The organism is Gluconobacter sphaericus, assembly GCF_016757795.1.
GTDB lineage: Bacteria > Pseudomonadota > Alphaproteobacteria > Acetobacterales > Acetobacteraceae > Gluconobacter > Gluconobacter sphaericus.
This window is the reverse complement of the sequence record NZ_CP068419.1, coordinates 1,690,699-1,710,197: the sequence shown is the minus strand read 5'-3', so window position 1 is coordinate 1,710,197 and position 19,499 is coordinate 1,690,699. Positions and strand designations below refer to the sequence as shown.

Here is a 19,499-nt window from a genome sequence, read left to right as displayed (position 1 = left end):
CCTCGCCATGATTGTGCAAGAGACACGCATCAAGACGTCGAGTGGCCATGAAGCCGTCTCTCGACATGTTCTTGCGGGTGCAAAGAATGAAGCCATCCGCATTCTGTCCGGGAGCGATTACCTCCTCAAAGACTGGATGAAAGAGGCACGGCGTGAAGATATCCGCTACGGCCTGCGACATATTGCCTTCAATCCGGCAGAGCCTATGACGGATGAACAGCTGGCGTCTTTCGCGGAACGCATCTGTGCAGAGCTATCTGCTGATCCTGACCGCATGACACTCGTCATTCATCAAAAGGATGGCAGCACACACGGCCATCTTCTCCTGCCAGAGTGGCAAGACGACCATGTCCTCAGCAGCCGTTTTTCGTGGCAACGGCTTGAGAAAATCGCTCGACTTGAGGAAATCCAACTGGGTCATGCTTTGGTCGCTGGACGGCATGATCACGCCATTGCGAAGGCCCTGAGAGCAGACGGCAACCACGACGCTGCTGACAGGATTGCGGCATTGGCCCCTCAAGATGGAGCAGCTCGTCCGATTGCAGCCTATACATCGCAAGCCCGCAGGATGACGGAGCGGCAAGATTTTGACCTTCCAACAGCGAGACGGGAAATTCTGAGCTTCTGGCAAGCTTCAGACAATGACCTGACAGCCTTTCGAAATCTGTTGGCCACCAAGAACTGGCACATGAGATCAGGAGATCGCACAGACAGGCGTCGGAATGCTCATATCATTGAAACTCATGACGGTATGATGATCGGATCATTTACACGGCTGACAAAAGTCAGGATGAAGGACTTCCGGGAGTTTTTGGAGAAAGAAGGCTTAACGGCAAAGAACAGAAGAAAACCCTTAAAGCTCTCGTCTCCATCCAAAGCGGCAAAAGCACCTAAACCCTGTGAGTAGCCCCTAGATTTCTGGACGCCTTGGTTCCTAAAAATGAGGACAGGAGGCGTTGATGGGGAAGCCCAATTTCAGTGATGAGTTCAAGCGTGATGCGGTGGCGCAGATTACCGAGCGGGGATATCCGGTAGCGGAAGTTTCGCAGCGGCTCGGGGTCAGCACACATTCGCTGTATGCGTGGAAGCGGCAATTCGCGAAGGTGGTATCGGGCGATGCCGGCAAGGATGCCGAGATCCGGCAGTTGAAGCGCGAACTGGCCCGGGTCACCGAGGAGCGCGACATCTTAAAAAAAGCCACCGCGTATTTCGCCAGGGATGCAAAGTGAGATACGCCTTCATTGCTGAGCATCGTGATCGTTTTGGAGTTCGGGCGATGTGCCGCTGTCTGGCCGTGCAGCCCAGTGGCTACTATGCCTGGCGGAAGGAGCCGTTGAGCCGACGTGCTTGCGAGGATGCCCGACAGACCACGTTGATCCGTCAGGCCTGGAACGACAGTGGCAGGGTTTATGGCTACCGTAAGCTGCACGATGATCTGCTCGATCAGGGCGAGACCTGCTGTCCGAACCGCGTGGCACGCCTGACAAAACTGGCGGGCATCAAAGCGCAGATTGGCTACAGGCGGCGGCCAGGTAGCCATAGTGGCAGGCCCTCTCTGGTCATCGACAACGCGCTGGCCCGGCAGTTTGATGTCGAGGCACCCGACAGGGTGTGGGTCACAGACATCACCTACATCCGCACCATGGAAGGGTTTTCCTACCTTGCAGTCGTAATCGACCTCTATTCGCGTCGTGTGGTGGGCTGGTCGATGCAGAGCCGCCAGACCTCGGATGTGGTACTGCAGGCGCTCCATATGGCCATATGGCGACGAAAGCCCAAAAGCCGGGTGCTGATCCACTCCGATCAGGGCAGTCAGTTCACCAGTATGGACTGGACTGCCTTCATACGGGCTCACAATCTGGAACACTCGATGAGCCGCCGCGGCAATTGCCACGACAATGCTGTAGCGGAAAGTTTTTTCTCATCGCTCAAGCGCGAGCGCATCCGGCGTCGAACTTACAAAACGCGCCAGGAAGCACGACAGGACGTGTTTGACTACATCGAAATGTTCTATAACCCGGTGCGCAAGCAGGTCAGGAACGGGATGCTGTCACCCGTGCAGTTCGAACAACAGCAGACTTTGAATGCTCAAGGCGTCTAGAAAACTAGGGGCTACTCACTGACCATCTCGGGAGCCATGCGCCCGATCCGATGGATTGGACGACGCAGTTATGCCAGACAGTTTGCGGCGACAAACCCTGCCGTGCTCCCTGTCATGTTCAGGGCCGGCTCATTGGGCGATGCCGTTCCTGCCCGCGATCTAATGGTCTCGCCACTGCATGCAATGTATCTGGACGGCGTTCTTATTCCAGCCGAGGCACTTGTTAACGGTGTTTCTATCCTGAGGATGGAAAACGTAGACCGGGTGGACTACTTTCACCTAGAACTTGATACGCATGATGTTATTCTCGCTGAGGGTGCTGCGTCGGAGACTTTCGTCGATGACGGTAGTCGCGGCATGTTTCATAACGCCGTTGAATATCGTGCGCTTTATCCCGATGCGGTGCGGACGGAAGCTCGATATTGTGCGCCGCGTGTCGAGGACGGCGAGGAACTCGCAGCCATCAATCGCGCACTGGTCCTGCGCGCGACCGGTGGAGAGCATCCTGTTAACGCTGGGCCTTTGAGCGGCTTTGTCGATGTCGTTGAAAGCGGCCGCATCGCAGGGTGGGCATTCCATGAAACGACCCCCGAAGCGCCTGTGAAACTGCGCGTTCTAGACGGCGAGCATGTCCTTGCAGAGATTTTCGCAGATATTTATCGCACTGATCTTGCTAGGGCCGGTATCGGTAACGGACACAACGCATTCGAATTTATTGTACCAGGTGGCCTTTCACCGAACAGTCGCCACATAATCCGCGTCGTACGGGCAGAAGATGGGCAGGATCTCAAGGGTTCTCCTTGGGTAATCGAAGCCGCCCCCTCTCTGTCGCCGACCGTGCTGGTCCGTCCCAATGGACCGGTAGCAGATCATGGGCAGGGCTTCCTGGATCATACAAGTCGTCAAAGGATTGCCGGATGGGCCTATGATTCCACACATGGATCAGAGCCGGTAACGGTGCAGATCTTTGATAATGGACAGTGTATCGCCCAAACACTTGCCAATACGTATCGTGCGGATCTCGCAGCGGCGGGTTATGAGGGAGGACGGTTCGGCTTTGATATTCTGCTGCCCGGCGGCCTGTCACCAATGTCCCGGCACATTATTCAGGTTTGTCGTGCGCATGATGGCGCGGAGCTAATGGGATCTCCGATTGTGATCGAGGCGGCTGACAGCTTTGACGCTGATCTGGCCGAGAGCGTGACCCGGGCAGTCGATGGACTTGCAGTTGATCACGATCGCGAGAGAGTACTGTCGTTCCTTCTGTCTCAGGCTGAGCGTTTGCGGCAGCACCAGGCGAATGAAGCATCAGGGCGTGAGGCGCAGGATCGGCGGCGTCGGCTGATCCGTCGCTCCGGGGGAATGCTTGTCGACACTCATGACGGGCCTGAGACGCCAGTGCGCAGAGCTCTGATTATTGATGAGCAGTTACCCGATACAACACGTGACGCTGGGTCATGCGCGATCCTGTCGCATATGCGAGGACTTCAGGCGCTCGGATATGATGTCAGTTTCGCAGCGGCCTCAGAGATGGAAGCGCCTCATGGCGCGGCCATCCGTGCCAGCCTTCTGTCGGAAGGTATCACGTGCTGGCATGCACCATTCTATGCGTCTGTTGAAGACGTTCTTCGCAAACAGGCGAGAGGCTTCGATCTTGTCTATCTTCATCGGGTCAACAATGCATCTCGGTATATGGCTCTGACGCGCCAGCACCAGCAAAGTGCACGCGTGCTCTACAGCGTTGCCGACCTGCATCATGTTCGCTTGGAGCGTCAGGCAACACTCGAAGGCAGACCGGAGCTACTGACCGAAGCGCGGAAGCTGCGTCTGGCGGAATGTGCTGCCGCGTGGCAGGCCGATGCGGTGATCACGCATTCTTCCGAAGAAGCGGCAATCCTGAGACGTCTCGTGCCAACGGCTGTGGTTCATCAGGTACCATGGTCGATCGATCTGCGCACTGATGCCAAGCAACCCATTGAGCGACAGGGCGTGCTTTTCCTCGGTCACTATGGACATGCGCCAAATGTTGACGCAGCCCAATGGCTTGTCCGTGAGATCATGCCGCACGTATGGGCCAAGCGGCCGGACATAAAGTGCATCCTGGCTGGCAGTGCGATGCCTGAAGCGGTGCGTCGTCTGGCGAGTGAAAGCGTGGAAATTTCCGGCTATGTCTCTGAACTGAAGACACTCTTCAATCGTGTGGTGCTCAGCGTTGCACCATTGCGCTTTGGGGCGGGCGTTAAAGGTAAGGTTCTGGATTCTCTTGCTAATGGCGTTCCATGTGTGATGAGCGATATCGCTGCTGAAGGAATGATGTTGCCGATCGAACTCCTTACGCTGCAGACGACAACGGATGCTAACGCAATCGCGCGTCAGATCTTGCAACTCCACGAAAACCGTGCGGAGTATGAACAACTCCGTCAGGCAGGCCTTGCCATGATCCAGAATCATCACGGCATGAAGAACGTCATTAGCGGATTACGTGCGGCAGTCGGTGTGGACCATCTCCCGGTCGCATTGACGGGTAGGGCAGGTTAATGGCGGAAACGAATCCCGGAAGATTGAGCTGGCGTGCCGGTGGGGATGCCCTCGCCGATATCGAGCAACGTCAGCTCTTTTTTATCGGCGGCGCTCCACGCTCTGGCACAACCTGGGTCCAGCTACTGTTCGATGCACACCCGGACGTATGCTGCAAAGGCGAAGGGTTGTTTCCGCACCACCTCGAAAAGGGGTTGACCCGGATTGTGGAGGAATGGCGTCAGGCTCTGAGTCAGAAGAACAATACTTTGTTCAGGCAGTCTGGTGGGTATCAGCTTCCTGATGACGAAGATGTGGACTTCCTTCTGGCGACAGGAATATTGCGCGCTTTCAATCGACAATGTCGCAACGAAAACTATAGCGCCATTGGTGAAAAAACGCCCGAAAACGTCTTTCTATTTCCGCGTTTGAAGCGCCTTTTTCCGCATGCGAAATTCGTTGGTGTCGTACGAGACCCACGCGATGCACTCACGTCCGCTCTCCATATTTTTTATAAGGCTACACGGAATGACGGGCACGATGCTTCCCCGATGGACTTCATTCGGCATTCGCTCGGTCCGATGATTCAGGGCACCAAAGCCATGCTGGCACTTTGCTCGCAATACCCGAGCGCATGCGCAATCGTGAGTTACGAGGCGCTGATCGCGGATCCGAAGGCGAGCGTCTCCAGGTTGTTCGATTTTCTAGGAGTTGAGAGCACCTCGAACATCGTCGATGCCTGCCTCGCGAAGACTGCGTTTTCATCCCTGTCGGGTGGGCGTGCGCCAGGCGAAGGACGTAACAGTGAGTTTTTTCGCAAAGGCGTTGTTGGTGATTGGAAAGAGACGCTGACTCCAGAAATGAATCGCGTCATTCTCGATGCGATGGGGGAGTGGTTTCCCTTTTTTGGGTGGAAGTCATAATTTCTGGGGCTCTGTTGCAAAGTTGGCCGAAGTTGAGGCGGGGCTGATTTCCGGCTTTTTTACAATGTATAAATTTCAAACTATCTTTTAATCAGACACACTCCTCCCATGCTACCGCCCTGAAGCTGAAACAAGTGGAAGGATCGGAGAACCCCTGATTGATGCGCTTGGTCTGTAATTTCTGGCCTTTGGCGATTTAATTAACGGTTTTTTGGATCGCTTTCGATCTGAATTTTGAGCAGATCGGGTGTTGTCCCCGCTGAATGACTACGCGCTCGTGTTTAATCTTTCAAGGAAGAGGAAGCGGCGTATGTTGTAGACGATATTGACGAGCCCGATCCTCATGGTGGCTCGGGCGATGCCAACGGTTCGGATGAATAGTCCGGTTTGTGACTTCTGATCGGCAAAGATGTGCTCAACACGAGATTGGACCTGTGACGGTTTTGTTCCAGTGCTGATGGTCGAGACACCGAACAATCTCTCCGATGAACGGACAGAATATCTGACCAACGACCGCCTCTCCTTCATGCGCTTCCTGGGATTGGAGTTGTCGAAGCAGGTGCCTGATGCCAAAATGGTTTGGCTGTTTCGCGAGCGTTTGACACAGGCGAGTGCCATTGAAAGTATATTCAATCGCTTTGACGCTACTTTGAGGAACGCCGGTTATCTGCTGATGTCAGGTCAGATCCTGGACGTGACATTGATAGCGGCTCCAAAGCAGCATCATACGAACGTTGAGAAAGTCGACCTCTGAGTAGAGGCATACTTCTGAAGACTGGCAGGACAAGCCATCCAAATTGTCCTACAAGGATCGCCATGCACGCTGGACACTAACGGCCACCAAGAGCGCGGACACCATCAAGGGCACGAAAACAACCCTCGACCTATTTATCGAAGCTTTTGGAGACCAACCCGTTAATCAGGTAACGGGAACAACAGCAGGCGACTTTCACGATTTGCTCCTCGGCCTTCCCGCAACGCACGGAAAATCCAAGAACCGCCTGCCCATTCGAGACGCCTTGAAATCAGCGAAAGAGCAAGGACTTGAAACCGTGAGCGGCAAGACGGTGAAGAACCACTTCTCCCGCATGTCCTCACTCTGGTCCGTACTCGTTCAACGGGAAATTGTCGCCCAGAACCCATGGTCGCAATGGTCCCTCAACACAACGAAGAAGACAGAACGACGCTGTTGGACTGATGAAGAGCTGTCATTGCTGACACAAGCACAATGGGAACATCGTGGAATCTCACGCAGGACCTATGCCGGAATGGTCAATGTCGCCCTTTATACAGGCCTGAGGCTGGGAGAAATCTGCAATCTTCGCTGTCAGGATATTGAGAACGTGCAAGGCGTGGCATGCTTCCATATTCGCCCACATCAAGAAGACGGATGGTCTCCGAAATCTGCTGCAGGAACACGACTGGTTCCGATCCACTCCCAACTCATCCAGTCCGGCATCATGAGCTTTCTGAAACCGGAGCAGCATTTCCTGTTTCCCGACCTTCCGACGTCAAGTGAAGGCGTCAGAGGGGCAGCGTTTGGCCAGGCGTTCTCAAAACTCAAAACGAAGCTCGACCTTCCTGCCGAGATTACGTTCCACAGCTTTCGGCACACAGTTTCCACAAAGCTACGCAATCAGAATGCGAGCTTTCGGGAGTTATGGATTGACCGAGTGCTAGGACATGAGGCGTCACACCGAAGTCAGGGTACAATCAACTACACGAGTTCCATCGACGTGCAGAACCTGAAGAGCGTTATCGAAGCGCTGGAATTCCTAACATTCAAGTTGGACATTCCGGAGCGCTGACGGCGCTTAGGGCGGGAATGCTGACGATCGGCTTTGCCGGCGGAAAATTTTTCAGCGGACACGCCAGTCAATTCCGTCGCGGTCCAACGACGACCTTGGGGCCGGGTTTTATTCCTGCCCTAATGCTCAACAGTAATATTACCAGACTGACGGTTGGGCGAAGAAAAGCTATAAGTTTATCAAACCTTCAGGACTGCCCAGACGGGCTGGAACACCTTTCTACAATGCCACCACGGCATTTGTGGTTTTATGATCCGAGCCCTGCCCCCTTTTAGGACTAAGACGAAAGGCACTCCCTGATTGTAGCATCGAACATGGATGCTGCCGGTTATCATTCAACTCCAAGGTTGCGACGCAGTATCCCAGACATCCTGCTCTACTCAACGGCAGACCATGATTAGGCGGGGCTCAACTTGTCGTCGCGTTGATGCGTGTCCGCCAGGTACAACCCGCCCGAAGAAAATGCAGCATGCCTTTGACAAAACTGCTTTATAGAAAAGTTAAGAAATTCAAGGTTTGATGAGAAAAAATCTCATGATAAAGGCGGCCCCTCTTGTGGGATTCGAGGAAACAATGAGTGATTCTTTTAAGGTGATGTTATTTCTGCTCGACATGGCCGCCAAAGCCAAAACGCTGAGCGGACAGGATTTTCTCGGAAAAACTGTTACCTGAACGTGAACGGAAACGGGTAAAGAGGGCTGCGGTCATAACCGGTACGGGCACGTCCTCTTCAATCGCAGCTTCGATCGTCCATCGGCCCTCTCCTGAGTCAGAGACTTCGCCTGAAAACTCGGTGAGTTCTTCTGATTTGGCCAGCGCTTCGGCTGTCAGATCCAGAAGCCATGACGACACGACACTACCACGGCGCCAGACTTCCGCGATATCGGCGACGTTTAGGTCAAAACGATCGGCTGGCGCCAGAAGAGGTGAATTCTTGTTCTTCATGATGTCAAAGCCTTCAGCGAAAGCCTGCATCATCCCGTATTCGATGCCGTTATGAATCATCTTCACAAAGTGTCCGGATCCAGCTGGCCCGCAATGCAAATAGCCTTGTTCAGCACGAGGATCGAGATCCGTGACGTTACGATGGGGTGTTAACGGAATATCGCCTTTCCCGGGAGCAAGAGCGGCAAGAATTGGATCGATATAGTCTGTAGCATTTTTCGGACCGCCATACATCATACAGTAACCGCGCTCGAGCCCCCATACGCCTCCGGATGTTCCTACATCGAGGTATGATATGCCTTTCATGGCTAGTTTCTCAGCACGGCGGATATCATCTTTATAATAGGTATTTCCACCATCGATAATAATATCGCCGTCACTCAAAAGGTTGCCGAGTTCTTTGATACAGGACTCGGTAATAGCTCCCGCAGGTAGCATGACCCAGACGATGCAATGTGTCTCACCTTCAAGTTGTTTTACAAGTGCCTCAAGACTGTTTACACCGATAGCACGTTCTGCTTCGGCGCGCGCTACGACAGAGTGCGTAACCGTTTCTGCACGGTCGTGCACGACAACACTGTGACCATGACGTGTGAGGCGTACGGCGATATTTCCCCCCATACGTCCTAAACCAACAATTCCAATACGCATTGATAATTAACCTACCTGCGCTTAGAGATTGCTTGCAATGGATTGAACAACACCAGCGAACTGGGAAAGGTGATCAATCCGAATAACGTCGCCAAATTTTGGGTCAGGTTTTTCTGCATCACGCAGAAGAACACAGGTCATGCCTGCCCGCACAGCAGCTTCCACGCCTGCATCCGAGTCCTCGAGAACAATGCAGGCTTCGGGAAGGACACCTTCTTCTTGAGCAGCGTAAAGATAAATATCAGGGTTTGGTTTAGGAATATTCAGGTCGCGAGCAGAATGAATTCGATCTTTTTGAAAAATCTGATCAAGGCCTGTTTTTGAAAACTTTGCATCCATTTCGCATATGGAAGAATTTGAGCCCACGCGAATGGGAAGATCCAGCGCAATGATGTCTTGCAGCATATTTTCGGCACCATCGACCGTAACGGCTTTAGTACGCATCATTTCTGCAATTTTACGCTCCATCATGATGGCCCAATCGTCAGGGACTTTTGAACCACTTTTCTCGGCAATTAATTCGCCAATCTTCTTAAGCTCACCGCCGGAAAAAATCTTATCTGCTTGATTATTTGTAATATTCCACCCATATTTCCGAGCCTCATCCGCCATCAACTCTGTAGAAAGAGATTCTCCACCAACCAAAACTCCATCGCAATCGAATATAACCAAATCTATATTCTTCTTTTTCATTATCACAACTCCATCAATTACATCATATGATTATTTTTAATGATAATAATAAAAAACTGTTGTTCAATCTTGAAAATATATATTTTTTCATCTATCTAGGTAGTATCGCTTTTTATGAGAGTGCGCCTATGCGCCCCAGTCTGGAGAGTTTTTCGAACGCTCTAATTTTACCCGAGTGAACCGAGGAAAACCTGAAAAAGACGCGTCAGACACGTCGAAATCGTTTCCTGGAGTGGAGAGGATTGTCTCTCCCGCAAGACAAAATTAATATCAGGTCTGTTCTTTATGGAGTTCTAGGAGCGTGTCTAGGAGACATACGTCTTCAAAGACTGGCGGGATGCCCAGAAGAAAACAGCTACCGTTTTTGGAGAGTGGAAGTGCGAGCAAACGGATCAAGTCCGTCTGGCAGCGTTCAACAACTCACTCCGCCTGGTATTCGAACGAAAATTCCGGAAAGGTCTTTGGTGCCTCAATCAATGCCAGTCATTAGGAATTTAGTGAGATAGCCATACGCGCACTCAATGTCTGCCAGTTAAACTATCTGCAAACGTCCACTTTTGGAGGTTCCAACTAGAGCATAATCTGATCTAATGGGCTAATTTTGAGATTCCCCGTCTGGTCGAAATCTGATTCATACTATGTGCCGGTATGGAGGCCGGCCCATATGACCCGAGCCCTGTCTGCTAACCTTCGCCGCCGCACGATTACGGCTGTTGCCTCTGGCACGACCCGTCGTGCTGCGGCGGTTCGCTTTGGTCTGTCTTCATCGTGCGTTATCCGCTGGGTCACTGAGTGACAGGCCAGCGGTCGTGACCATGCGTTTAAGCAGGGTGGCGATCGCCGTTCTCACCGGATTGAAGCGTGGTCGGCCTTCCTGCTGGCTGCGATTGAAGCCAGGGCTGACATTTCCCTTGTCGAACTGGCGGAGAAGCTTGCTACGGAACATGGGGTTCGCTTTGCGCCGAGCACGATCTGGCACTACCTCGACCGTCACGACATGATCGTCAAAAAAAACGGCGCACGCCAGCGAGCAGACACGACCCGACGTCGCAGAGCGGCGCGAGGCTATAGAGGCAGTCGGTACCTGCCTGCTCTTCCTCCCGCCTTACAGTCCCGACTTCAACCCTATCGAGAACATCTTCGCCAAAATGAAGGCATGGATCAGACGGGCGGCACCGCGAACCCTCGACACTCTTCAGCACGCGGTGTCTGCTGCAATCGACGATGTCTCTCATAGCCAGGCTGCTGCGTGCTTCACCGCCTCTGGATATGAACCAGATTGATCGGATTATGCTCTAGTGCACTTTGCGTCCGACATAAGGGCGACTGCTGCCTGCTAAGCAATCGGCCATTGCCGGGCACGAGACTTTCGTGTCATTATGTTAGTTCTTCCGGGTTTTTTCGCATCCATTTAGCCTCCTCACTTGAGATGCGATGAAATTGGCGTTTGAAACCCGGGCGGCACCAATCTGCGAAATTATGGCTCTGCGTCCGTTATGCCGTCTGAAGTACGCCGAAACGGCTGCAGCCGGTCCGTTAGATAGAGACGGTGCATTCGCCGCAATTCATCAGGCGCACCCGGCATCGTGGGGGCGTCCTTCGCCAGCATGCTGCGCAGCACTTTCATAGTGTTTAGAACGACCGCAGCAATATCTCTCGCCAGTGCGTCCTCCAACTCTGGCGCACAGACACGCAACGCTGCCGCAATTCCGACTATGGCATGTTCTCGTGCACGATCACGGATCTCCATCTTGTCAGTCCGTGCCTCCATCAGCGCAGACAGGGATTTCACGCGAGGGTGAAGCGTGACAAGCAGTTCGATCAGAACGTCCGCCAGAGCGTCCGGGGATAGTGTGGCGGCACGTTTGGCGAGTGCCGCGTATTCGTCTTCCAGAACGGCGATATGCCGCTGCACAAGAGCGTCCGCCACAGCCTCTTTGTTTGGAAAGAAACGATAGAGCGAACCGATCTTCGCCTCGGCACGCGCGGCGATCTCCGCCATGGTTGTCGCCTCATACCCTCGTTCCGCCATGAGGTCGGACGCGGCCTCCAGTAACTCCTCGACGCGCTGACGCCCAGCCGCGCGCATCGGCTGAAGGGACGTCCGTTTACCTCTTGACGAATTTGAGTCCATCCTCAAATAATGCTCCGGCTTGAGTACCTACTCAACTTACTAACGTTTCCGCGTGTTCCGGACAACGGTTCGGGATGACGGTCAAACGTCAACAGGGAAGGTCTTGCCATGATTTCACTCCCAGCCAGCAGGACGGCCCTCGTCCTGATCGATCTCCAAAAGGGCATCACGGGGCTTCCCCTAGCCCCCACACCGGGTACTGCGATTGTTGAACGATCGAAAGAACTCGCCGCGCGCTTCCGGGCCGCCGGAGCGCCGGTCATTTTGGTTAATGTAGCGTTCGCACCAGATTTCGCCGATGCCGTGCATGCGGCTGTCGATCGCTCCTTTTCACCGCCTGGCGGTTTCGCACCAGACTGGGCTGAACTGGTCGACGGGCTTGCCGAACCGACCGATCTGCGTGTCACGAAGCGGCAATGGGGTGCCTTCTACGGCACGGATCTCGATCTTCAGTTAAGACGACGTGGGATCTCGACCATCGTGCTGGGCGGAATCGCGACCAATCTGGGCGTGGAATCTACCGCCAGGGCGGCTCATGAGCATGGATATAACGTCGTGCTCGCCACGGATGTCATGTCCACATTCACCGAAGAGATGCAGCGCTTTGCCTGTGAGGAGATTTTTCCGCGCCTTGGCCGTGTGACGACGAGCGAGGCGATCGCGCTGGATGCGTAAGTCCATGGCGGATGTCTGCGCGTCTCGCGGTTCCCAGCGAGATCATTCATGAATTCCAGAACGTCGTCGCCAGCCTCAGGCCCGGATCAACTGCCTCCGGGCACCTGGAAAATAGTGAGCGTTGCGGCGTTCGGATCTTTCATGGCTCAACTTGACGCGACGATCGTCAATGTGTCGCTACCAGATCTTGTCACGACCCTGCACGCGCCATTTTCACTCATACAGTGGGTGGTCAGCGGTTATTTGCTGGCACTCGCCCTGACGCTTCCGCTGAATGGATGGCTCGTAAGCCGCCTCGGGGGGCGAGCGGTCTATTTATGGTGCTTCGGTGCCTTCACGCTGACATCAGGTCTGTGCGCGTTGGCGTGGTCTGCGCCGTCCCTGATCGTATTCCGTCTGCTGCAAGGCATGGCGGGCGGACTGCTCGCCCCTATGGCTCAGATGACGGTAGCTCGTGTGGCGGGCCGACAGATGCCGAGGGTCGCGAGCGCTTCTTTTCACCCCCGTTCGTGGAGCCTCTTCTTGAAGAAAAAAACGAAAATCTTTCGTGCGGACCTTTGTCAGACGTGTGAATGATCCGATCAGCAGACCGCCATCTGCCTCAATGACATGAGCGTCCCGCCGTCGGTCCGTGCGGTCTCCCGGTCGCATGCGCCAGTTTTTCTCAGCAAGAAGGCGGCGAAACATCTTCAAGCCATTTCCGGACCTTTTCCAGAACGCCATGATCTCGCGTCTGGCCGCAGGCAGATCCAATCCCTGACATTCTGTCATTCTCCGCGCTTGTGACGTATAAGCAGCGACTGGACGTGCCGAATTATCTTCCGCAACCAGAGCCGCAACCTTGTCTGCGGCCTCAGAATTTCCGGCCTCTCTCAAAGCCTTTGCAATAGCCCGGTCATGACGTCCGGGCACGAGAGTGTGCCCCAATCTCAGTTCTTCCAGACGGGCAATCTTCTCCAGACGCTGCCATGTGAATTTACTGCTGAGAACATGGTCGTCTTGCCATTCCGGCAGTAGGACATAGCGGGAAACCGCTTGGTGCCCACTGCTGGTCTTGATCCGGCTTTACTGCACAATCATGACGTCGCACCTGCGAAGACCTGATCGCCGGTTCAGTGCATGATAAAAACGGAAACAGACCTAACCCTCTGGACACGAACAGGACGCAAACCACGCAACAGGTGATCGGCCCGGTCTTTCAGGCGGTCGATATCCTATAATGTGTCACTACAGGCAATGGCGCCACCGAGATGAGCAGCGTGAACCAGCTGATTCAGGTTGTTGCCAATCCGTCCCAATTCGTCACGCAACTGACGGAGCTCATGACTGACCTTTCCGACACGATGGTGAGACAGGACGGCATCCTGTAACAATGTCCGGACCCAGTCAGCAGTTGTGGCATGGCCGAGCGCCTGCGCTGCATTGTTCCAGCGTTCAAGCTCTGTGGGCGAGGCCCGAACAGAGAGGCGAAAGGACCGGATACGGGATGGAGATGGGGCAATAGACATAACGGGGCATCCTGTTTTTTTTGTAGTTTGCGGGGGGCAACGGGGAAGATACTCTTCCTTGCCAAATGTTGAATGGCTACCCATTCAACATTTCTGACTAAAAACAGAATAAACGCAGAAAAAAATAAAAGAAATTCAGAAACTTAATTTCAAAAAATAACATTATAAAAATACTTCAGAAATAACCATCAAGGAAAACCATACGAAATGGTGATTTTTCTCACTTGGGCAGTCGTGACAAGACACACATAAGCCAAGGAGAACGTGATGACTGCCACCTTTTCATCTTCCAAGACCGACCTGTTCAAAAAGCCCCCGACCCGCCGCACTATTCTCACAGGGCTGGCAGGCGCCTCTCTCCTCGGCTTCAAAAACGCAAAAGCGGCTAATCTTTCTGGAAGCATTACCCCTTCCAGTGTCGTCAGCCAGCCTGCACGAGCCTGGGGGGCACAAGCTGGCCCCAGCTTCCTCCCTGACCCTGACGTCCTCTTTCTGGACCCGTCCTTCAAAGACCTGACCTATTTTGCAGCCCCCATTCGTCGCGTTTGGGACCAGGGCGGATGGCTGGAAGGGCCCGCATGGAGCACGGAAGGCCGCTTTTTGGTGTTAAGCGATGTCATCCGTTCTCGTGCTCTGCGGTATACATGGGAGACAGGCGAGATTTCAGACTTCCGTCCTGATAGCTATGCCGCCAACGGAAACTGTTTCGACTTCACAGGACGTCTCATCGTTTGCGAAGATTTTTTCCGTCGCGTGGTCCGTTGGGAACATGATGGCAGCGTCAAAGTCCTTGCTGACCACTACAACGGGCAGGGTCTCAATTCTCCCAATGATGTCGTTCCGCACCCCGATGGCAGCGTCTGGTTTACAGACCCAGGATACGGCACAAATCTCGCCGAAGGTCATCCTGATGCGCCGGGTGGTCCGACAAATCCAGACGGCAAAATCAGATGGAATATCGGGCGAGAACTTATCGGCGAAATTGGCGGCACAAAACGCCAGGCGGACCACGTGTTTCGCATTGCTCCAGACGGCACACTGACAGCCGTTCTTCAGGAAAAGGACATTCGCGACCCGAATGGCCTCTGCTTTTCGCCAGATTATAAAAAGCTTTACGTCGTCTCTACACCCAAAGGCCCCGGTCAATCCGTCGGGGGAGATCAGGCCATTCATGTTTACGACGTCAAAGACGGCACTCTGAGCAACGGTCGCATTTTCAGCACCATGCAATTAAATGGCGTCCAGATGAATCCCGATGGCATCCGCGTCGACGTTTTTGGCAATCTCTGGTGTGGCGCTTCAGGCCCGCTTGGCCTCTGTGGCGTTATGGTGTTCAACCCTGTGGGAAAACTCATTGGGCGCATCAGGCTGCCACAAGGTTGCTCCAACCTGACCTTTGGTGGGCCCAAGCGTGACCACCTGTTTATGTGTGCCGCAGGCTCCCTCTTTACACTCCAGGTCGGAGTGCAAGGTTTCGCGCCGTCTTAATGACGGCCAACACGCTGCTGCACAGCCTACACTCCTGATAAAGCCCCCTCGCGCAGAGGTCTTTATGGCGTCTTGACGTTACAAGAATGTCTGCCAGAGTTCGGGTGAATATATGGTCAATTCAGACATCCTCACATCAGGTCTCAATCTTTTATAAGTGCGCTATCCTGACAATCCTTTGGAGCATTAATAGGATTGCAGCGGGCGACCGCCCGATTAGGAAACTGAACTTTATAATTATACCACCGTGCAGGCTCGATAGCCGGATAATCGGTGCTGATGATCTGGGCACCGCTCTTGAGAGAAACCTCACGGCGGCTCAGATCATTCTGGCGCGCCTCAATCGTGTTGGCATCTGCTCGTGTCCGGACAAGATAACCCTGCCGCACCAGTTCCGGGATTTCCCGGGCAGCCTCGGCGTTATCAAAGGACGCGCCTTTCTGACCAGCAAACCCTTCATTGACCTCTGTATAAGCCGCATCTGGCTCGCCCGGTCGGCCATTCGTGAACAAGACGCGTCCTTTCAAACCCGAATGGTTCAACACATAACGGGCAGTATCCTGAGGGCGATCCAGCACGAAGATAATCTTTCCACGCGCAGAATCTAGCGTAGGCCAGCCTTTAGTCCGGATCGCCTCATTGACCGAAGATGCTGTCCCTCGTACATCGTCGGGAATCAGAAGATGATCACGACCGATAACATCGGTGATTTCCTTATCCAGACGATCATAGGTTGCAGGCGTAAATATCTCAGGAACCGTGAAAGTCAGCTTGTCGCTTTTAAACGGGATGTCCTGCTTTGTTTCAATATCGATAAAGATCGGGAAATGTTTCGGATGGTCATCTGACCACTTCCGAATAATCTGAAGACATTTGCTGAAAGGCTCGCAGTTCGAGCGCTGGTCAATGTCAACAATATGCATGACCTTGAAATCGGTACCTTGCATGGCGGCAGCAGACGCGGGATCAGCATCAGGGGCAATGCCGCTTTTACGCTCCCATTCTGGTCCTTTTGGATGACTGTATTGGCTGCCCTGAGTATCGGCATAAATATCGATTTCGAGCTGACGAACACCGCCATCAAGCTGTCGGTCCAGTGTTGTGTGCTTGTAGTCCAGGGCCTCAGCAGCTTTCGGAGACACAGCCTGAAGCCATTTCAATGTAGCAGGCGAAATATCCGTCCGATAACTGTTGTGAGTTCCAATAACCTGAACCTGGTTCAGGTGTAAATCATTCGGAATCCCCTCGCCAAAAGCAGTAGATGAAAGGGCAAGAAAAGAAAAAAATAGTCCATATGCGAAACGGTTCATATGACGCAATCCATTAATCAGAAGCGCCGCGATGACAGAGCACTCCAAGACGCATGACAAGCGTAATATTTTGAACGTTTTATGATGATGACTTATTTATTTCATTCCGCAGTCATAAAAACGTCCTTTGAAATGATCTGGTAGCGACCGTAGTTCCACCTGTGCCTCCTTCGGGGAGGTGGCCCCAAGCCAAACGTGCCGTGTGATGGAATAATAATGCCTTCCTACAAGAGACATTCTGCTTATCTGCTGTGCGCCTCCGCACTTGTTCCAACAATGGTCTGCAGCATTGGCCCGACTCAAGCCCGCGTCCATCACTCCGGAAAAATACAGGCCAAACAGACGCCCGTTACCCGGGCTTCAAAAATGCACCCAAAAGTGCCCCATGATCTGGAAGGCCATTCGGCTGAGAGCATGAGCATCCATGCCAGCCGCCGAGTACTGGGCGGTGGAATGATGGTGTATCACACGGAGGCCAAAACTATCAGCGCCGTTACGCAGGAATATATTTCCAAACAGGCTCCGACTGTTACGCCCGGCGTTTTGGCGTCCAGCCTACCCGGCGTGCAGGCCACCAACGAAGGGCCGTTAAGCACAACCGCAGAAACCATTCATATTCGTGGTCTGGATCAGACGCAAATCGGCATGGTATATGAAGGCATTCCTCTCGCTGATCCATTCACTTATGGCGCGTATACGTCCGCCATGGTGGATAACGAGAACTTGGGATCTGTCTCGGTTAGCCAAGGATCATCGGATCTCACCGCACCAGTCTACAATGCTGACGGCGCACAAATGACACTGTCCTTACGCCACCCGGCAGACAAAATGACAGCCTATGCGGAAGCTTCCGGTGGCACGCACAGCACAAACAAAGAATTCGTGCGCTTCGATACGGGTGAAATTGGACATAGTGGAGTGAGAGCTTTCGCATCCGGCTCTTATTCCAGCGCAAATCTTTGGCGCGGGCCAGGGCAGATGGATCGTTGGCATGTGGACGCTGCCATCGAAAAGCGATGGGCACCAAAAAGCAGTTCGGAACTGATTTTTGGATATAACAAAGCAAACCAGACCGAATGGCTATACCCGACGTTAGCACAGTGGAAAACCTACGGCACCAGCTACAATACGAACGGGACCTACACAAAGGGAGACACACTTTATTATAAACTCAACACCAAGGCGACGAATGCCGTGGTCGGAGCAATCAAAAACCATTTCGATTTCGGACATGGCCTAACACTTGATGCAGAGCCTTATGCCATCGAGACGTTTGGCCCCAACAATTACGGGGTCAATATTCCAGCATCCAACGGCTATATCGGCACCCAGCAGTATTCATTCCTGAACGGATATGAAGGCCAGACGGGGAATATCACAGCCATTAGTATTCACCCATGGGTCCAGACATCCAGTGGCATTAATCTTGTCGGGTCATGGCGTCGTGGCTTCAATACGCTGAAGTTCTCCTACTGGTATTCCTATGCGGTTCATACCGAATATCAGAACCATTATCCGCTCAATGCATCTGGACAATACACCGAGAATAACGGCTACCTCACGGCGTTCAACAATGTGTCGGTCAGTCAGTACAATATCAATGGCTTCCAGCAACTAAACGCCATCGGCTTGGAAGATCAGGTCAAACTCTTCCATGACCGCCTGACCATCGACGCGGGCCTGCGTGCCAACATGATCTCCCGCAGTTTCAGTCAGGATCTGCCCGGAGCCAATTTCAAATCCGTGGAGAACATGTTTGTTCCCATTCCACAGGTCCTGATCAGCTACCAGTTTGATCCGAAAAATCAGATTTACGTAAACGGCACAACCGGCTACCGCGCACCGTCCTCCTTTCAGGCACAGGTCCCAGTTTACAGCTTCACAAGCGCGAATGCTGTTTCACTTCCGCTAGCAAATTTCCAGCCGGAATACATGATCGGCGAGGAAATCGGATACCGCCATTCAGGCGATATCATGTTCAACGTGGCGCTGTTCAATTACAACCTGACACATCATCAGATCACCAGCGTCTCGTATCTCCCAAACTCCACCATCATGATCAGCCAGCCGATCGATGCGGGGGGCGAAAGCGCACAAGGCGTGCAAGCTGAAATTTCAACGCGCCCTTGGCACCATATTAGCGCCTATGCGTCCGGGCAGTTCATGCATACGCGTGTCGGAAACAATATCGCCTATCAGGGCGACTATCTCCGCACAAAGGGCAAGCAGGAAGTCGCATCCCCAAAATTCACCGGCGCCCTAGGCCTGACCTACGACGACGGTACTAATTTCGCGAACTTCAACCTACGCTACACGGACTCCCAGTACGCAACGCTGATGAACGACCAGTCCATTCCGTCCTACATCACGTCGGATATTTCGCTAGGTCGCTACCTTCCAAAATTTGGTCGGATTCGTCCAAAAGCCATGCTGAGCCTCATGAACGTCGGGGACAGTTACTATCTGGCGCAGGTCAATGGCTTCTCTGGCAACGCCACAACAACACGTGGCGTTTATGGAAAGACCCTCTCTGCGTCTCAGCCGACCTACAGCGTCGGCACAGGCTTCGCTGCAATTGTCTCCGTCTCTGGCACGTTTGAATAGTCCCAGAGACTATTGATAAAATTCATAAAGTGTCTTCCCAAGTCTTTCGGGAAGACACAATAATTTCCTCCTCTAAATTTCTCGGTATTTTTATCGACTTCCTTCCTTAGGCTCAGGACCCATTGATTTGATTATAGAACTC

The 19,499-nt window shown here is 53.2% G+C and carries 14 protein-coding genes and 4 pseudogenes; 11 read left to right on the top strand and 7 right to left on the bottom strand.

The genetic code is table 11. The features are described 5' to 3' along the window. Positions 1-7: 7 nt before the first annotated feature. The 4 genes from IGS75_RS08100 (at position 8) to IGS75_RS08085 (ending at position 5,541) form a co-directional block, all read left to right on the top strand. Positions 8-907: a hypothetical protein gene (locus IGS75_RS08100; RefSeq protein ID WP_237468725.1), complete on the top strand. Its 900-nt coding sequence runs from the start codon at positions 8-10 to the stop codon at positions 905-907. A gap of 52 nt (positions 908-959) precedes the next feature. Beyond that, positions 960-2,101 (top strand): IS3 family transposase gene (locus IGS75_RS08095; protein WP_202256546.1). Its coding sequence is split into 2 segments (ribosomal slippage): positions 960-1,200 and positions 1,200-2,101, totalling 1,143 coding nucleotides; the frame shifts between segments, so codons are not numbered across the junction. A gap of 18 nt (positions 2,102-2,119) precedes the next feature. Next, the gene (locus IGS75_RS08090; protein ID WP_337249225.1) at positions 2,120-4,639 is read left to right on the top strand and encodes a Hint domain-containing protein; all 2,520 of its coding nucleotides are present in this window, start codon (positions 2,120-2,122) and stop codon (positions 4,637-4,639) included. Next, entirely contained in the window at positions 4,639-5,541 is a 903-nt protein-coding gene (locus tag IGS75_RS08085) for a sulfotransferase family protein (protein WP_237468724.1), read from the top strand. The genes IGS75_RS08090 and IGS75_RS08085 overlap by 1 nt, the downstream gene beginning before the upstream one ends. 267 nt (positions 5,542-5,808) lie before the next feature. Here IGS75_RS08085 and IGS75_RS08080 read toward each other — a convergent pair. After that, positions 5,809-5,979: pseudogene (locus tag IGS75_RS08080) on the bottom strand (IS5/IS1182 family transposase); the annotation flags it as partial. Positions 5,980-5,992: 13 nt separating this feature from the next. Here IGS75_RS08080 and IGS75_RS08075 point away from each other — a divergent pair. Further along, positions 5,993-6,446, top strand: a pseudogene (locus IGS75_RS08075) (transposase); the annotation flags it as partial. A gap of 183 nt (positions 6,447-6,629) precedes the next feature. After that, positions 6,630-7,349 carry a tyrosine-type recombinase/integrase gene (locus IGS75_RS08070; protein WP_202258372.1) on the top strand — a complete coding sequence of 240 codons (720 nt, stop codon included), beginning with the start codon at positions 6,630-6,632 and terminating at the stop codon, positions 7,347-7,349. 597 nt (positions 7,350-7,946) lie between these two features. Here IGS75_RS08070 and gnd read toward each other — a convergent pair. From gnd to IGS75_RS08055, 3 genes are all read right to left on the bottom strand, one after another. Further along, positions 7,947-8,945, bottom strand: coding sequence for a phosphogluconate dehydrogenase (NAD(+)-dependent, decarboxylating) (gene gnd, locus IGS75_RS08065; RefSeq protein ID WP_202256543.1), 999 nt, complete (start codon positions 8,943-8,945; stop codon positions 7,947-7,949). A gap of 21 nt (positions 8,946-8,966) precedes the next feature. Continuing rightward, positions 8,967-9,638 (bottom strand): HAD family hydrolase, encoded by a 672-nt coding sequence (locus IGS75_RS08060; RefSeq protein ID WP_228123992.1) that lies wholly within the window; start codon positions 9,636-9,638, stop codon positions 8,967-8,969. A 763-nt stretch (positions 9,639-10,401) separates the two neighbouring features. Continuing rightward, positions 10,402-10,584 (bottom strand): hypothetical protein, encoded by a 183-nt coding sequence (locus tag IGS75_RS08055; protein ID WP_202256542.1) that lies wholly within the window; start codon positions 10,582-10,584, stop codon positions 10,402-10,404. 112 nt (positions 10,585-10,696) lie between these two features. Between IGS75_RS08055 and IGS75_RS15475 the strand changes: the two are divergent. Next, positions 10,697-10,829 (top strand): annotated as a pseudogene (locus IGS75_RS15475) (transposase); the annotation flags it as partial. A gap of 286 nt (positions 10,830-11,115) precedes the next feature. Here the strand turns inward: IGS75_RS15475 and IGS75_RS08045 are convergent. Further along, on the bottom strand, positions 11,116-11,772 hold the full coding sequence (locus IGS75_RS08045; protein ID WP_202256541.1) for a TetR/AcrR family transcriptional regulator: 657 nt from the start codon (positions 11,770-11,772) through the stop codon (positions 11,116-11,118). Positions 11,773-11,880: 108 nt separating this feature from the next. Between IGS75_RS08045 and IGS75_RS08040 the strand changes: the two genes are divergently transcribed. Continuing rightward, positions 11,881-12,447 (top strand): hydrolase, encoded by a 567-nt coding sequence (locus IGS75_RS08040; protein ID WP_202256540.1) that lies wholly within the window; start codon positions 11,881-11,883, stop codon positions 12,445-12,447. 48 nt (positions 12,448-12,495) lie between these two features. Further along, positions 12,496-12,951, top strand: a pseudogene (locus IGS75_RS08035) (MFS transporter); the annotation flags it as partial. A 710-nt stretch (positions 12,952-13,661) separates the two neighbouring features. On the opposite strand, the gene IGS75_RS08030 reads toward IGS75_RS08035, so the two are convergent. Continuing rightward, on the bottom strand, positions 13,662-13,955 hold the full coding sequence (locus IGS75_RS08030; RefSeq protein WP_202256539.1) for a plasmid mobilization protein: 294 nt from the start codon (positions 13,953-13,955) through the stop codon (positions 13,662-13,664). 267 nt (positions 13,956-14,222) lie between these two features. Between IGS75_RS08030 and IGS75_RS08025 the strand changes: the two genes are divergently transcribed. Further along, positions 14,223-15,443, top strand: coding sequence for an SMP-30/gluconolactonase/LRE family protein (locus tag IGS75_RS08025; protein ID WP_194257249.1), 1,221 nt, complete (start codon positions 14,223-14,225; stop codon positions 15,441-15,443). Positions 15,444-15,586: 143 nt separating this feature from the next. Here IGS75_RS08025 and IGS75_RS08020 read toward each other — a convergent pair whose 3' ends face one another. After that, on the bottom strand, positions 15,587-16,753 hold the full coding sequence (locus tag IGS75_RS08020) for a phosphatidylinositol-specific phospholipase C1-like protein (RefSeq protein ID WP_202256538.1): 1,167 nt from the start codon (positions 16,751-16,753) through the stop codon (positions 15,587-15,589). Between the two features lie 414 nt (positions 16,754-17,167). On the opposite strand from IGS75_RS08020, the gene IGS75_RS08015 reads away from it, so the two are divergent. Continuing rightward, positions 17,168-19,357: a TonB-dependent receptor gene (locus IGS75_RS08015; RefSeq protein ID WP_237468723.1), complete on the top strand. Its 2,190-nt coding sequence runs from the start codon at positions 17,168-17,170 to the stop codon at positions 19,355-19,357. Positions 19,358-19,499: the final 142 nt, after the last annotated feature.